Source organism: Maritimibacter alexandrii (assembly GCF_005871115.1).
Classification (GTDB): domain Bacteria; phylum Pseudomonadota; class Alphaproteobacteria; order Rhodobacterales; family Rhodobacteraceae; genus Maritimibacter; species Maritimibacter alkaliphilus.
Window position 1 is genome coordinate 24251 of record NZ_SWKQ01000015.1, and the last position, 15855, is coordinate 40105.

Genomic DNA, 15855 nt, shown 5'->3' on the forward strand with positions numbered 1-15855 from the left:
GAAAGAGGGCTTTGTGGTTTTGCGATCCCATGAGGGGTCGAAAAGCAATCCCGCGTGCTCTGGCCAAGTGCCGGGCAGCGGCAAACCCAAGGAGAAGACCCATGTTCGCAGGAACCCTGACCAAGAATGCCGAGACCGCAGCCACCGCCTATTCCGGAATGATCCACTCGAGCCGGTTCGACATCGCGATCCAGCTCGAGACCCGCACGAAGATGTCCGAGCGCAGCCCGGATTTTGATGTGACCGCGGTGAACAAGTCGGGCCGGAAGGTGCGTATCGGCACGGCCTGGAACGAGACCGGCAACACCACCGGTAACCATTACATCTCGATGCAGATCGATGTCGGCCTCGGGCCGTTCCGGGTCAACGCCGTGCAGACGAAGGAAGCACGCGAAGCAATGACCGGTGAATTCGAGATCATCCCGCTGGTCTCGAACGGTGGCATGAAGTCCGGTTCGATCTCGGGCGAGTTGACCGCGATGGATGGAGACAACGCCTTCGCCGGTTACATCGCCAACATGATGTTCGACCTCGACTTCATGCTGATCGAGAACACGTTCAAGACCGAAGAAACCCATCCCGACTACCGGATCGAGGTCTCCTCGCCCAAGGGCCACCCGATCCGCGTGGGTTCGGCCTGGATGGCGAAGAGCAACCGCACCGGCAACGACTACGTCTCGCTCCTCATCAACACGCCCGATGGCGATCTGCGGGTAAACGCCGTGCAGAACGAGGAGCAGCGCGGCGGCCAGACCTTCTCGATCATTCCCTTCGTCGAGAGCGGTGCGCGCGAGCGGGACGCTGGTGCGGGACTGTCTCTGGTGTCCTGATGTGACGGAACCTGGTCCCGATCGATAAACGAGGTCGGCCTAGACCGGCCCGGTCTGCCTAACTTACGGGAGCTGCGGAAACGCGGCTCCCGTTTTTCTTTGTGGCCGGTCAGTTCGAGGTCAACGGCCTGCCCGTCGCAAGGTGATGGCGAAACTCGCCGGTGCGATAGCCCCGCTGGCAAAGCATCACTCCGAGGTCTCTTCCACCGTGCCATCGTTCTCGGAGGGCGTCTCACAAAAGATCTCTTCGACCGTCACCTGGTCGGGTAGTGGTCCTTGCAACGCGTCCTCGATCGCCTTGGTTGCGAAATTCGCCGAGACGGACGTCGCGAAACTGATCGTCACGGTCAGCACAAGCTCTTTTGCGGTCATGCCCAGGGCCGCGTCGACCGAGCTGTCGGTAACGTCCGCACCGGCGACGCCTTCCAACAGCGCGAGGATATCCTGTTTGGACGCGTCCGCGTCATCGCCGGCAAGGCGCATCACCACCACAACGTCAGTCATTGAAATCGTCCCACATCCGTGTCTCTCGAAATCCACTCAATGCCCGCATGAATCGGGCCCGGTTGCGACTATAGCGCGCAAGGTCTCGCCCCGCTTCACTTTTGTTCGGGATCGCCCCGCCGAGAAGCGCCGCAATGTCTTCCCCAAAGGGCGCGGTCACATCGAAGTGGTTCAGGGCGGCGAGCGCCGGAAGGACCGAGTGGCGAAACCTGTTCGCGACGTTTTGCACCTCTTCGCCGCTCGCCTCGCGGCGAACATAGTCGCCCGACTTCAGCAGGAGAAGGTGCGGTGCCACGTGGCGGAACACGGCCGCGACCACGTTCAGGTAGCGCGTCTCGGGCGTTGGATACCCATCCTCGACGGGCCCTTCCGAGGCGAGAAGTTCCAGGGTCGCGAAGACGCCGATGACGATGAACATCATGGCGCTGTCGGCTCTGTCATCACCGTCGGATGAGAGCCCCTCGATCGTGCGCATCAGCTCATAATCCGCCGACAGGAGGCTGGCTGCGGCGGCCCCGTCGGCTTCAAGCTCTGACAGGAGCCGGAATGTCGCCAGATCCAGAGGTCGCGGCAAGTCACCCGTGCTTGTTTCCGGATTCAGCGCCTTCTGATAGGCGACATGGCCTGCGGCGGCGTGGCAGGCTTCGTGGGTGGCGAAAAAGGCGACACCGGCAAACCATGCCAGCGTCATTGCGGGCTCGATCCCGCCCAACCGCTCGGCCCGAGCTGCGGTCTCTCCTTCGACGTTGACGGCTTGGAGGCGAGACAGGATGAGATCGGGTACGGCGGTTCCGATCGCGATGCGATAGCGATCCTTGCGCCAAGGCGAAATGATCGCGTCAAGGCCCGCACTTTCGCGGTGCCTCCAGTCTATCCGTTCGGCGAAGGCTGTCTCGTCGATTCCGGGGAAGAGCACGTAGGTGACGAACTCTCCGGCGACGCGGATCAGGGTCAGGGTTTCGAGGTCTTCCTCACCCATTGTCAGCACCGTCGAGGATGCGATCGATCCGGCGTGTGGCCTCGAAATATCGTGCTTCTCTGACGAGGAACTTCTCGTGATCCGCGTCCGAGGGGCCTTCCCCGAACCATCTGCCGTCGCCGAAACCGATGTCTTTGGAGATCTCACTCGCCTCGAACCAGGCGGTGTCGTGGACGCGCACCGACTCTTCAAAGTCACACGGCACCAGGTCGTGAAGGGATCTGAACACCAGGTTGGTGAAGTTCATCGCCCGAAAGAGCGGGGAGGGATATTCCGTCCCCGGTCGATCCACCGGACCCTCCCTCGTGTCGAGCGCCCGCATGACAAGGATATGGGCGAACGCCAGCTGGAAGCCGTATTCGAGCCCATCCTCCGCGGTCCAGCCCCTCAGAAACGGATGTTTCTCATCCATGCTCAGGAGCATTTGGTTCAGCCCGTTCGCATCCGCGTCAAACTCGATATCCTGTAGCGTTTCCGGCAGCAATTCTGGCGATCGGCCGGGGGCTTGGTCCAGATATGTTGCCGCTTCGTCGACGAAGCCGGGTGTCGCGTCCGGAAAGAGGAGATCGATATGCCGCCGCAGGAGGTGCGCGAGTTCGTGCGTAATCACGTAGTCGAACATCTGCATCAGGATGTCGACGAAATACTCCGCACGCTCCGCCTCCATCGACCAGTCATCGAAGGCAATGAGCGGGCCGTCGAGCGCCTCTTTCCACGATTTGCCCGGATCCCTCAGGGGGTGCGCGCGCGAAAGCACGTCCGGATGATGGGCTGCGGCCGTAAGGAACCGCCAAAGTTTTCGCAGCAGGCCGAGGCTTATGATGACTGCACGGCGATCGCCCGATTGGCGCGCGGCCGCGTTCGGAGCATCGCCGGCTGAGATGACGAGGTCGATCCCTTTGATGTTGAGGTCCGGATCGCGCGCGTCCAGGAGGCCTATGTTGATGTCGAAGACATGTTCGGTCCAGTGCACCAATGTCGTCTCGACTGGTGTAAGCCCTATGACGTCGAGATATCCGCCCATAGACCTGACGATGGGATCGACCTTCCAAAACGCACGCGAGACCTCTTCCATTCGATCACGATATCCCGAAGAATTTCGGGATGGGGTCGCTCCATCGCGCGTCGAACGCGAAGGGTGCAAAAAGCCCGTCCTCCGTTTCGGGGTCCTGATCGAAATAGGCGGCGATCTCTTTCCTGAGGTCGGCCTCCCCCTCCCTGGTAATCGTGTCCCGGAGGAGATCGAGCTCGGGGAAGGCCGGTTCGAGCGGTGCCAATAATTCCATGGCGGGCTCAAATATCTCGGCGAAATAGTCACTTTCGGGATGTTCCACATTCCAACGCGCCCTGTGGGCGACAGAGTGTAGGAGCAACCGCAGATTTGGCGACGGGTAGGTGTCGCGGGTTCCGATCCTGTCGCGCGCCATGCGTTCCTGGCCGACCACGAAGAGTGCGTATCCTACGAATTCGGCATAAAGGTTCTCTTTGCCCGTCATATACTGCCAGCGCGGCAGGGTCGCGGATCGCGCGAAGGCGAACTCGCCGGACATACCCGAGCAGTAGACGTCGGCATCGATCTCGACATCGCGTAGCGGAAAGCCGGGAGGCGTGTTGCCCGCATCCTGGCTCATCAACTCGTCCACCATGCACAGGCCCGCCCCGCCGTGTCGCTGTCGGAGCAGGCCGAGATGCCCTCGCACTACATGGGCCAGCTCGTGAAACAAGACCGGCAGATAGAGCGACTCGAAGAAGAAGAGCCAGCTGCCCTCGATGTCCGGACCGATCTCGTTGATCGTCAGGTCGACGCAGGTTTGCACCCCGGACGTCGCCACGTCCTCTGCGAAGTCACGGAACGACAGGGACACGGTCCTTTCGAGGCGAAACCCTGAGGCCACCATGCGGGCGAGTACCGAGCTTACGACGGCCGCCCAAAGGACGTAGCCGGACGTGAACTCGATCGAGAACGGACCGCCGACGCGCGACTGGCGGGCCCTTGCGTTCAGGTGGGTCTCCGGAGTGACGCCAACCTTGAGATCGCTGCCGTCAGGGAAGGCGTACATGTCTCGCATGGCACCGGTGACGGCACGCACCGCGGACTGGAGGTTTCTCAACGCCATCCGCAACTGTGCCGAGTCAACGTCTGCGAACAGCTCGTCAGGGAAGCTGGGGCGGTCTATGTATTGAACCCTTCGCAACACCTGAGACTCTCTCCTTTGAACTTGCAAAAGCCTATCTCCGTCGGCCTTTCCGGGCAAATGCCGGATGAACAGGCGTCGCGTAACCAGTGGTTCCGCGTTCGCAAGTACTTAGACAAACGCCTATGGGCACATATCGAATATTGACGGGTCACCCATATTTGCCGCTCGACAATAGTATACGAAAGGTCTCCGAATGTAGCTTTGCATGAAGCGCATAGCTGCATTGCAGCATTTGGCGTTGTTGCACCGCAGCATTTCAGGCTAGCCTACTTTTGAGGTTGCTCTCCTCTCCTCCTCCCTGGAGATCGGCCTCAGGTTTGCGCCACACCTCCTCCCGTGGCGCGGGCAGAAGAGATCAGACGCCATCCCACCTCCCGGGATGGCGTCTTTCTTTTTCCCTATTGAAATCCTCACAGGATCTCGGGTCGCGAAACCATCGATACTGTCGTATCGTGGTCTCAAGACCAACGATTTTCCGATGATTTCAATTCCGAGAAGAGGGTTTTAGATGCGGGGCTTTCATTTCGTCCTTCCATGTTTGCTCGTGCCGACCGTCTGTTTCGCGGAACCTTTCACGGTGGCCAGTTGGAACATTGCGAACCTGGGCGCGCCGGGCTCGGAACTGCGCGGGTTCGACCGCACCGGGGATGACTACACCCGAATCCGGGAGATCATTTCGTCCATCGACGCGGACGTGATCGCGTTCCAGGAGATTGGCAGCGTCGCGGCGCTGGAAGCGGTCCTCCCCGACGGGTACAGCTTCCGGTTCGAGACCCGCTGCTATGAGAACGCACAGAAATGCGCGGCGGATGCCGACGACATATACAACGCGATCGCGATAAGGGACACGTTCGCGCACGGTTTCTTCCAGATCTATGAGCTCGCCGTGCCGCATCCGAACGAATGCGGCGCGCCGGCGCGCCCGGTACGCGGCGGCGTGGGCGTCGATCTGTCGGTCGACGGGCGACGCTACCTGGTGCCGTCGATCCACCTGAAGGCGACCTGTAAGAACAATTCCGTCGAACCTGGCACGGAGGACGACTGTGCGACGCAGCGCGAGCAGGTGCGACGCCTGCGCGCCTGGATGGACGCCCAGGACGACGAGGCGACGATCATCCTCGCGGGGGATTTCAACCGGCAACTTCTCGAGGGGGCGGACAACATCCGGGCGGAATTCTTCCCGAACGTGCCGCAGGGACACATCCTGCCGGGTGCCGAGACGCGCGCGTGCTGGTCCTCGTTCGCGTTCGATTTCGCTCGATTGGGCGAAGAGGCCATGGCGAACAACCCGCAGTTCGAGGCCGAGGGTCTGCGCCTATGGCTCTTCACGCCCCGCAGCAGCGCCGAGATCGACTTCTTCGTCGTGGAGAACCTCGCGGAAGGTGTTACGCTGACGGCGGATCAGATCGAGCTGACGGGCGACTACGTGTTCCGCGATCCCGGCGCCGCGCTGACCCGATGCGACGGGAGCCTACAGCCCTTCGCCGACGGGAAGGTCCTGACCTTTGCGGAAGCCTATCCGAGCGATCATTGTCCGATCGTGATGACCGTCTCGGAGTAGGCCGATGTCCTCAGAGAGTCTTAGCGGGCAGATTCTGGTCGGTGTGACGGTGGCCGCGATCGTGGGGATCGGCGGGTGGGTCCTGGGACGTGCGACCGCGCCTGCGGAGCCGCCCTCCCTCGAGATCACCCCCGAAAGCGTCACGGCACAGGTCGGGCTCGACACCGAATTCAACGCGACTGCGGATCCGGATGTGAGGACACTGACATGGCGTGTCGCGGGGCAACCGGTGGGCCGCTCGCATGTCGCGCAATGTGATGCCGTGGCCGCGCAACTCATGTGCAGGTTCCTGGTCCCCGGGACGTATTCAGTATCTGCCACGGCCACCGCCGCAAACGATTTGGAGGTCACGAGGCACAGTTCCGTCTCGGTGGTGTTCCCGGACAGGTACTACACAGTCTTCATCCAGAACCCGGATCGACAGGTACGCAGCGATGCCTACCGGGTGTTGTTGCGTCGGATCGACTGGGCCAGGGTTCAGCAATCCATCACCCCCTTAATCCTGCTCTACGATCCGGACAAGGGCCGGAATGTGTTCGCAGCCGACACGGTCTTTGAGCCGGAGTTTGAGGGCGTTGACGTGTTGCAGGGCCTCAAGCTGCGGATTCCGAGGTTCGCGGAATCGGCGCGCGGCCTCGTCGTCGGCCCACTGGAGGCGCTCGGCGTCAGCGTCACCGAGATTCCCTATGCCGAGGCGATCCTGTCGATCGAACGGGGCGCGATCGACGGCGGCTTCGTGACCCTTGGCGATCCTACGATCGATCTGCTCGACGCGGACCTCGAGGACATGCAGGCTGAGTAGCATACCAAGTGGCTTGATCCCTGATGTCCGCCACATGTCTTCCTAAGCCTTACGGCCTCCCCTGCTCGGCTGCGCGTGTCGCAGGGCAGAACGGCCCTTCGGTCCGTCGCGCATTCGGCCATGCGGCCTCACCGCGGCGCAGCACCCGGCGTCCCGGTTTGCCCGTCTCGCGAGCACGTCGCTCCCCGGCCGCTCCGCCGGACTGCGCTCCGGTCTGTTTTGGCCCGAGGCCAAAACGATCCCGCCGCTCCATCCGTCTCCCGCGTCCGGTCGCGCCCCTTGCCTGCTCGCGTCGGGCAAACCTACCGTCAACAACACACACACATGAGTGCGGAAGCATATCCTCCGGATGGCCCCCAAATCAGCCCGCGTCAAGGATCGAAAAACTTTTCGGCGAGGGCGGCGGGGGTGAAATGGGCTGTCCAGTGTTCGATGCCGCGCCTGTGGTGAGCGATGCGCCCGGAAAACTTTTGTGCCCGGCGCGCCGGCGGCTTCGCCGTCCCTGACCCGGACAGATTCGGTGAACCAGACGTACGGCCATGCCACCACACTCACGTGGTGGTTCCCCGAACATCTGGAGACACCAACATGACATACGAGAACGCGAACGCCTACGAGACCATCGAACTTTTCGGCCTGACGGAAAAAGGCGCGGAGCTACCGATCCCCGAGGATCACGTCCTGACCGATAGCATCGTCCGCGAGACTTTCGAGGCCCTGCTTGGCCAGCTGCGCGGCACCGGTCTCGAGACCGAGATCGAACCGCTCGCGCACGGGATCGCCACGATCCTGCAGCGCCGCAAGATCGCTCTGGGCAAGGAGCTTGACCGCACCGCTGATAAGATCGGCGCCCTGGCAAAATCCCATGACGGATCGGAGATCGCCGAGACCGCGCTCGAAGAGGCGCAGGCCCGCTTCCTGCAGGTCCGCGAGATCGTCGGGGCCATCGAGGTGATGAGCGAGGCGGCGGCGGAATGCTACGAGGTCGAGACCGGCCATGTCTTCATCCCGGCATCGGGATCGCGCGCCAGTGCTCGCGCTCAGGAGACCGGAGCGGTCTTCGAGGCCCGGCAGCTGTTGGAGCAGCATGATCGCGAAACCGCCGCGAAGTCGAAGGTCGAGGGTGTCCCTCTGATCGTCTCGGGTGCGACCGACTGGACCGATATCGACGTCATCTTCTCGACACTCGACAAGGTTCGCGAGCGCATCCGGCAGAACCGCAACCAGGAGATCTTCCTCTGTCACAAGGGTGGCAAGCACGGGGCCGAGATGATCGCCGCCCGGTGGGCTCGGGCGCGCGGCGTTGCGCAGGCGCGCTTCGATCCGCGTTGGTCCGCACATGGGCGGGCGGCACCTTTCAAGTGCAATGACGAGATGCTGGACGATAAGTTTGCTGCGACGGGAGTTGTGCTCTTCGGCGGCAACGGGGTCGCGCTGAACCTCGGGCAGAAGGCCGAGGCGAAGGGGCTCACGGTCATGCGGGTCGCCGATCCGGCGAAGAAGACGGTAGACGCGTGAATGAGAGAGGGTCGCCTTTGGGCGGCCCTTTCGTCGTTTTCATCGGCCTTACCCACGCCTGGTTGTCCCACCCACTCGGTAGCGGGGTCGCGGTGGAGATATCGGCCTGAGGCCGATCGCGCATTCGGCCATGCGGCCTCACCACGGCGTTGCGCCCGGCGTCCCGGTTTGCCCGTCTCGCGAGCACGTCGCTCCCCGGCCGCTCCGCCGGATTGCGCTCCGGTCTGTTTTGCGGGGCAAAACGATCCCGCCGCCCCATCCGTCTCCGGCGTCCGGTCGCGCCCTGAGCCTGCTCGCGTCGGACAAACCTACCGTCAAAACACACACACATGAGTGTGGAAGCATATCCTCCGGATGGCCGCCAAACCCGCCCGCGTCAAGTATCGCAAAACTTTTCGGAGAGGTCTGAGGGGGCGGGGGCGTTGGTCCAGTGCGTGACGTGGTGCCCGCGGTGAACGATATGCCCTGAAAACTGTTGCGCCCGGCAAGCCGGCGGCTCCGCAGTCCCTGACCCAGACAAATTCGGAAACCGGACATTCGGCCATGCCACCACACTCACGTGGTGCGCCGACAAACCCCGAACATCCGGAGATGACATCATGACCAACGAGACCAAGACCGAGGACGACCTTTGCCGACACTGCGACCGCACAGGCACCACGCTGCCCGGAACGGCCACAGGGAAGGACCATCACGAGAATGGCCGCCATGTCGTCCCCCGCACCGCCTGCGGAAAAGACGCGGTGAGGACCGACTGGGAAACCATCGATGGCGGGAGCGTCAATTTCCACTGGCGGGAGGTCTGTGCGCATTGCGGGCATCTCAGCGAGTCTCTCTTCGCCTGAAGATAGCCTTTCATCGGTCGGCCCCGTCGCCCGGTGATCCCTCTCTCGAAACCTTCCACGCACTCGACGACTGCGATACTGTCCACGAGAGCAGTCCCGCCCGGCCAAGGCCGGGCGGGACTGCTGCGCTATTTAACTGTCCGTGGTCCCTCAGTCAGACGCAAATAACATGATGGTCGGTGGTGATCGGTCGCCGGTCATGACGGACCCCTGCCGGCGGTTGCACCGCCGTCACCGCGCTCGCAGGTTCCGGCCGTGCCGACCTCCACCCGGAACACGAGGTCTCAGGCCACGCTGAGCGGCATACCCCGGCGGCGGTCTCCTGACGGAGCCAGCCGGCGGGGTTGCCCTCATGCGCGCCAGAAACCCCGCGATCCGCCCGTCCGGGTGCAGATCGCCGGGGCGGGCGCAGCGCAACAACCGCGCCGCCCGATGATGGCGACCCGACCGGGCCGACAACCCTGCAGCCAGACCCGCGGCTGTATCACCGCCCCGGATCGCCACACAGGCGATGGGGATGCTGAGCTTGAGGCAGACGATCGCGGACGTTCCGATCGGGCGCACGCGAACCATCGCGCCGACGCGTTGGATGAGAGGGGCGCGGACCTGGTCAGGTCTGACATAACTCGACAGGACCGAAGGCGGCTGAGGAGCGGGGTGCACATTTGGGTCTCCCCTCTTTGCTCATAGATGTGGATCGCACGGGGTCGGGCGGTCCGTGCCCTCCGCTCACGCTCCGGCAAACACAAATACGGTTTCCACGCGCGGGGCGCGCGGACCCTCCGCATTTGTGTTTGCGGACCTCCCTTGTCCCCCGTGCCGGGTGATCCCCATCGCAAAAAGGAGAGACCCAAATGACCAACCACTACGTCGCCACCGTTCCCGTCAAGTTCACCGACAACGAAGGTCAGGAGCGCACCCGGTTCCAGCGCGTCGGCGCGATGTTCCGCAACACCCGCAACGGGGACGGCTCGGAGTTCTTCAGCCTCAAGCTCGACTTCCCCGTCGCGGTCCAGGAGCTGGTGATGTTCCCGCCGAGCTCCAAGGAGCCGCAGGAATAATCCTCCCAGGAGGATGGGCCGCCCTAGAGGCGGCCCTTTCCCTGTCTCAGGGAAGGCTGCGCCAAGACCGGGGACCCCTGCCTTCGGCCGGTGTCCCCGATAAGGTGTCAGGACCGTCCGCGGTCCTGACGGGGGATTTCAGAGATCGCCTGGAACAGGTCTGCCGGCCAGCCTCAAGGGGGCCATCCGGAATAACAGCCGGGCTGAAGCCCGCCGGTTTTTCCGGCAGAGATTTGGCGGGCCAAATCTGGCCGCCCTTGACCCTGTCCGTCAGCCCCGTTGGTGAAGAGTTGCGCCGCCCCTCGCTTCCGTCCGAACACGGGTCCGTGTTCGGTCAGAACCTCGGGCGCGGGCATGACAACGGGCGGCCGAGGTGCGGTTGGAGATGGTCGGTGTTGCTGGGCCCTTCGGGCCGGGCCTCGCTCCTGCGGTGCTCGGCTCAAAGCGGAATTCAAAGTCGCCTGGGGGCAATCTACATTAATATTGCATTGACCGTAACATATAGTTTCGTATGATGAGGGCGACCTTGAATGAAGGTGGCAGGAAATAGGGGGGCTTTCTTCGTATGAGCCAGACCAAGAGACTGACACAGACGGAGCGAGCGGAGATTGTCCGTGAGGCCGGAGAAGGAGTGGGGACTTCGGTGCTCGCGGAGCGGTTCGGGGTTACGCCGCGGGCCATCCAATACACGTTGAAAGCCGATGATGAACGCCAGCGGGATGCGGCCGTGGCGACGGCCGCCGTGACGGTGAAGCTGACCCCTGAAGAGCTTGGGGCGCTGGATGAGGTCCTGGCCGCGGCGGGAATCGAGACCCGCACGGAGGGGGTTCGGCGGTTGATCCAGGCGGCGGGCGGAACCTTCGTTCCGGACGCGCAGCTGGCGGCTGAGATGGCGCGTTACCGGGCCTCCCTGCATGAGGTCGGCAACGGCGTCGTGCAGATCGCCAAGCAGATGGTGAAGGCCAACCAAATGGGGCAGGGGGAAGGCTCCGCACCGAACGCCGAGTTGTCCGAACTGCGCCTCGCGCAGATGCGCGGTCTGGCCCGTTTCATCCTTGATTCCGCTGACGAGATCGACCTGCTTTTGCGCCGTCGTCGGGATGGGATGCGGCTCTTCGCCACTGCCGCTCTGAGGGAGTTCGCCCATGCGGCTGAATGATGCCGTCCATGACGTCACCGGAGAGATCTTCCGGGATGGCTGGAGTCGCATCCGGGGCTCTATGCAGGGGCTGCAGGCGTCCCGGCAGAGGCAGCTCGTGCGCGCCGCTGCGGGGCATCGTGCGGCGGTCTTCAAGGCGATCCGGGGCGGGGGCACGCATACCAAATCCCAGCTCATGAACCAGCTTGATTACCTCACCACCAAGTCCTCGCATATCGTGGACAGCAGCGGGTTCCTGGATGGGAAGACGAGGCTTGAGGGATCGGAGATCAAGGACCTGACGGAGCGGTTCGCCAAGCGCTGGAGTGCGGGGTTCAAGCCCAAGCTCGGGCAGACGACCCACATGCTCATGTCCTATCCGATCGGGACCCGGGGCGAGGATGTTCGTGACATCACCGCCAATGTGGCGGAGCGGTTCTTTCAGTCCGAAGAGGGGCATTTCGACTACATCATCGCGGTCCATGAGGACCGGGATCATCCCCACGCGCATATAGTCTTGAACCGCCGATCGCAGGAGGGCGAGTTCTTCTTCCTTGGGCGGGACCACCGGTTCAACTACGACGACTTCCGCCTCGCGATGGTCGAGGAAGCCGAGCGGTTCGGGGTGCGACTCGAGGCCACGCGGCGGCTCGATCGGGGTGTCGTGCACTACCCGCCGCGCACCCGCGAGGTCTATGCGGCGAAGGTTGAGGGGCGGGCCACGGAGCCGCGGCCACGGGTCGGAGCAGACTTGGATCGCGCTCTGGAAGAGATCGCCAATACACGGATCATCTATCACTCGCTCGCCGCCGAGGCCTCCGCAGACAACCGCGAAGATATCGCCGATGCGCTGTTCCGCTCGGGAGAGCTTCTGGCGAAGGGCGGCAAACTCACATCGGAAGGAGGCGTCTACATGGCAGAGGAGCAATCGTTCGAGGATCTGCGGACCCGTTATGCCGATCAGGTCGCGCGCGTTCAGGGCATGATCGATGCGAAGCCGGAGGCCGAACGGCCGAGGCTCGAGCGCAGCCTCAACGAGATCCAGTCGCGGCTCGCGCACATGCAGCCCTTGGGGCTCCGCTCCGTGACACTGACCGAAAAGCCGTCCGACGGCGGGGTCTATTCCGAGACGAATATCGATGCGGCCCGGCTCGACCGGTTGCGCGACCCCGAGGTACGGGCGCAGGTCGACACCGCGCTGCGCGGAACCGGCATCAGTTCGTCCGTCGTCGTCGCGCGGATGGAGACGGGCGCACAGAATGCCGCGCTGGAACGCCAGTGGATCGCCGACGATCTGGCGCGCGTGGCCGAGAGGGACGGTCTTAACCTCGAGCGCCGCGCGGATCTGGAGGCGGCGCGCGAGACCCTCAACCGGGCCCATGTCCAGCTCGGCGTCACGCTGGAGCGGGCAGGGGTCTTGCGTGAGGACGGTGTCGTGGAAGATCGCACCGTGACGGAGAGGGTCCATTATCATCGGGACGCCGCTGAGGACATGGAGCGCGCGATCCGCCAGGACATGCGTTCGGAAGGTCTGACCGAAGACCAGATCGAGGCGCGGGAGTGGGAGATCGTCTCCCGCGCGGAGCGGCGTATCGAAGAAGAGCAACGCAGCTACCTCGATGCTCATCCCGAACTGCTCGCGCGCCCGGGCGACGTGATCGACCGGTCCGAGCCCTACCGGGAGCGCATCACCGACGAGGCCCGGGCCCGCGAGATCACCCGCGAGGTTGACCGGATCATGGAAGGTCGCGACGCGCGGACCCCGGTTGCGGATGCCGTCACGGACGCGTTCCGCGCGCGCTATCCCGATATGCCGTCGCATCTTGCCCGTGGGTTTGGCGTGACCTATGCAGCCGTCACTGAACTGCGCGACAGCGAGGCCATCGACCAGGTCCGCCGCGAAAACGAGTTGCGGGAGACGCAGTTCGACCAGCGCGAGGAACGGTTTGGCGACGAGCGCGAAACTGAAGCCGCTGAAACCGCACCGATTGCCGATGCCGATCTGCGGCGGGTTGTAGATCACGAACGCGCCGGCAATCTGCATTCGCCGTTCCAGGATGATGGTCAGCGACTGGCCTACCGCGACGCCGTCGAGCGCGAGCTCGATGCGGCGCAGATCGAACGGCTCCGGGACGGGGATGTCGACGTGCTGAAGACCCAGATCGAAGACCGTCTCGACAGGATATACGCCGCAAAGACCTACCTGCAGTCGGACGCGGCCACCGCCAATAGCGAGGCGACCCGCGCCGTGGTGGAGGAGATCGCCGATCGCGAGTTCGATCTCCACCGTGCCGATCTTGTCGATGGTGAGACCGAGCGCGGGGAGACGCACTGATGGGAGGGGTGGGGAAGGGCCGCCTCGCCCTCGGCGTCGCGCTGGCCACACTGGTCGCTATCGCGATCGGCTATGTCATCGCCTCGGCCGTGGTGACGTTCCGGGACCTGGGTTTCCGGGCCGAGATCGACTTCTTCTATATCGCCCAGAACTACCGCGCCATCGGGGCCGCCCGCCCCGATGATTTTCGCCTGATCAACCTGATCATGGGCGGGGCCGGGGTGGCGGGCCTCATGATGAGCCTGGCGATGTCGGGCTCGGCGCTCACCCGCTTCGGCTATACCCATTGGCAGACCCGCCGCGAGATGAAACGGAACGGCTTCTTCGGCGCGCCGGGCACCGGCTTTGTCATCGGCAAGCTGGGCAAGCCCGGATCGCTTGCACCGTTCCTCTGCTCCCGAACCTTCCCGCACGCGCTCATCGTGGCGCCGACCGGGCGCGGCAAGACCACCGGCTTCGTCATTCCGAACCTTCTGACCTGGCAGGGTTCGGCGGTCGTGCTAGACGTGAAGGGCGAGTGCTTCGAGGCCTCGGCCCGCCACCGGGCGGCGCAGGGCGACGAAGTGTTCCGGTTCGCGCCCACGGATTGGGAGGACAGGCGCACGCATCGCTACAACCCGCTTCTCAGAATCTATGAGCTCAAGGACCCGACCCGCCAGCAGATGGAGCTGCAGCTCCTGGCCACGCTCTTCCTGCAGAATGATAACGACCGCGTGCAGGGGCTCCTCAAAGGCGGGATCGATCTCTTCGTCGCGGCCGGGCTACTCGCGTTCCAACGCCGCAGGCCGACGCTCGGCGAGATCTACCGCATCGCCGCCTCCGGTGGGCAGAAGCAGAAGGAATATCTCGCGCGCGCCCATGAGGTCCAAAACGCCGCGGCGCGGCTGATCTTCACGCGGCTGGCCTCGACCAACAACGACACGCTGACCTCCTATGTCTCGCTCCTGATGACGTCCGGCTTGGACCAGTGGCAGAACCCGGCGATCGATGACGCGACGGCGATCTCAGACTTTGACTTTCGGACAATCCGCAAGAAGCCTTTCAGCGTCTATCTCGTGGTCCAGCCCCTCATGGTGAAACCCCTCGCACCTCTGATCCGGCTCTTCTTCTCGGACCTGCTGTCGGCGCTTCAGGACAAGGAACCGGGTCCGGACGAGCCCTGGCCGGTTATGATCATGCTCGACGAGTTCAACCGGCTCGGAAAGATGCCGATCGTGGCCGAGAGCATCGAGGTGCTGCGCGCCTATCGCGGGCATCTCGCGGTGGTGACCCAGACCATCCCGGCCATCGACGAGATCTACGGCGAGAACACGCGGCGCGCCTTGCAGGGCAACGCCGGGATCAAGCTCTACCTGACGCCCTCCGACGAGAAGACCGTCGAGGAGCTGAGCAAGGCGGTCGGCAAGACCACGAAAACCGTCGTCACGCGGTCCCGCGCGGTCGGGAAGAACCCGTTCGAGGGCCGCAGCCAATCGGAGCGGACGGAGGAGGTGTCGCTCCTGCCCGAGGATGAGGCGCGGCGCCTGCCGCTCGACGAGATCGTCGTCGTCGTGGACGCCCAGATGCCGGTCCGGGCCAAGCGCGTGGTGTATTTCGAGGACCCATTCTTCAAGGGCATCCATGCCGCCCAGGAGGGGGAGCTACCCTTCCCGACGGGGCCGGTCCCTCCGATGGGGGAATTGCCCCTGAGCGTCAGGGCGATGCCCACGGCGCCGCGGGGGTCAGGTCTCACGGAACGTGATTTCGAGGCCAGGATGGGGCTAACAGAAGGCGGAGGGATTGCACCCCTTGAGTCCGGTCCGGCTCAAGCGCCTCGGCGCGGCCGCGCCGCTGTTCTTGCGGATGATCAGCGGCAGATGGAGATGGAGTTCGGGCGGCAGGCAGATCTGGAGGTGGAGGCTGCGTCCGAAAACGACGTCGCCCGAGTTCAGGACGCCGTGAGTGATCTCGAGCGGTTGGAGGCGGAGATGTCCGGTTCGGAAGCAAACGTCAGCGAGACGGGCGAGAAATTCGGGCTTGGCTGAGCCGCCATGCGGGCGACACGAAAGAATGTCGCGATGGTGTCTTGTGGCCACGGCCTTGAG

Annotated in this window: 13 protein-coding genes; 9 read left to right on the top strand and 4 right to left on the bottom strand. The window is 63.8% G+C overall.

Going from position 1 to position 15855, the window contains the following annotated elements:
* Positions 1-101 precede the first annotated feature (101 nt).
* Entirely contained in the window at positions 102-830 is a 729-nt protein-coding gene (locus FCT00_RS18770; protein WP_100160934.1) for a DUF736 family protein, read from the top strand.
* A 186-nt stretch (positions 831-1016) separates the two neighbouring features.
* Here FCT00_RS18770 and FCT00_RS18775 read toward each other — a convergent pair whose 3' ends face one another.
* The 4 genes from FCT00_RS18775 to FCT00_RS18790 are packed head-to-tail and all read right to left on the bottom strand — an operon-like array spanning position 1017 to position 4430.
* The gene (locus FCT00_RS18775) at positions 1017-1334 is read right to left on the bottom strand and encodes a hypothetical protein (protein ID WP_028288521.1); all 318 of its coding nucleotides are present in this window, start codon (positions 1332-1334) and stop codon (positions 1017-1019) included.
* Positions 1327-2313 carry a hypothetical protein gene (locus tag FCT00_RS18780; protein ID WP_121066868.1) on the bottom strand — a complete coding sequence of 329 codons (987 nt, stop codon included), beginning with the start codon at positions 2311-2313 and terminating at the stop codon, positions 1327-1329. Before FCT00_RS18780 ends, FCT00_RS18775 begins: the two co-directional genes overlap by 8 nt.
* Entirely contained in the window at positions 2306-3388 is a 1083-nt protein-coding gene (locus FCT00_RS18785) for a hypothetical protein (protein WP_138424240.1), read from the bottom strand. Before FCT00_RS18785 ends, FCT00_RS18780 begins: the two co-directional genes overlap by 8 nt.
* A gap of 4 nt (positions 3389-3392) precedes the next feature.
* Positions 3393-4430 (bottom strand): hypothetical protein, encoded by a 1038-nt coding sequence (locus tag FCT00_RS18790; protein WP_133119766.1) that lies wholly within the window; start codon positions 4428-4430, stop codon positions 3393-3395.
* Between the two features lie 658 nt (positions 4431-5088).
* Between FCT00_RS18790 and FCT00_RS18795 the strand changes: the two genes are divergently transcribed.
* The 8 genes from FCT00_RS18795 to FCT00_RS18830 all read left to right on the top strand — a co-directional run bounded on the left by FCT00_RS18795 (position 5089) and on the right by FCT00_RS18830 (position 15795).
* Entirely contained in the window at positions 5089-6072 is a 984-nt protein-coding gene (locus FCT00_RS18795) for an endonuclease/exonuclease/phosphatase family protein (protein ID WP_212748026.1), read from the top strand.
* A gap of 4 nt (positions 6073-6076) precedes the next feature.
* A complete protein-coding gene (locus FCT00_RS18800; RefSeq protein WP_138424242.1) occupies positions 6077-6874 on the top strand; it encodes a hypothetical protein in 798 nt (265 codons plus the stop codon).
* 588 nt (positions 6875-7462) lie between these two features.
* A complete protein-coding gene (locus tag FCT00_RS18805) occupies positions 7463-8392 on the top strand; it encodes a DUF2493 domain-containing protein (protein ID WP_138424243.1) in 930 nt (309 codons plus the stop codon).
* Between the two features lie 599 nt (positions 8393-8991).
* On the top strand, positions 8992-9237 hold the full coding sequence (locus FCT00_RS18810) for a hypothetical protein (RefSeq protein ID WP_138424244.1): 246 nt from the start codon (positions 8992-8994) through the stop codon (positions 9235-9237).
* An 854-nt stretch (positions 9238-10091) separates the two neighbouring features.
* Complete coding sequence (locus FCT00_RS18815) at positions 10092-10298, top strand: hypothetical protein (protein WP_028093953.1); 207 nt, start codon at positions 10092-10094, stop codon at positions 10296-10298.
* A 565-nt stretch (positions 10299-10863) separates the two neighbouring features.
* Positions 10864-11457: a transposase gene (locus FCT00_RS18820; protein ID WP_138424245.1), complete on the top strand. Its 594-nt coding sequence runs from the start codon at positions 10864-10866 to the stop codon at positions 11455-11457.
* Entirely contained in the window at positions 11444-13771 is a 2328-nt protein-coding gene (locus FCT00_RS18825) for a relaxase/mobilization nuclease domain-containing protein (RefSeq protein ID WP_138424246.1), read from the top strand. The genes FCT00_RS18820 and FCT00_RS18825 overlap by 14 nt, the downstream gene beginning before the upstream one ends.
* An 8-nt stretch (positions 13772-13779) precedes the next feature.
* Complete coding sequence (locus FCT00_RS18830; RefSeq protein ID WP_138424329.1) at positions 13780-15795, top strand: type IV secretory system conjugative DNA transfer family protein; 2016 nt, start codon at positions 13780-13782, stop codon at positions 15793-15795.
* The last annotated feature ends 60 nt before the right edge of the window (positions 15796-15855 follow it).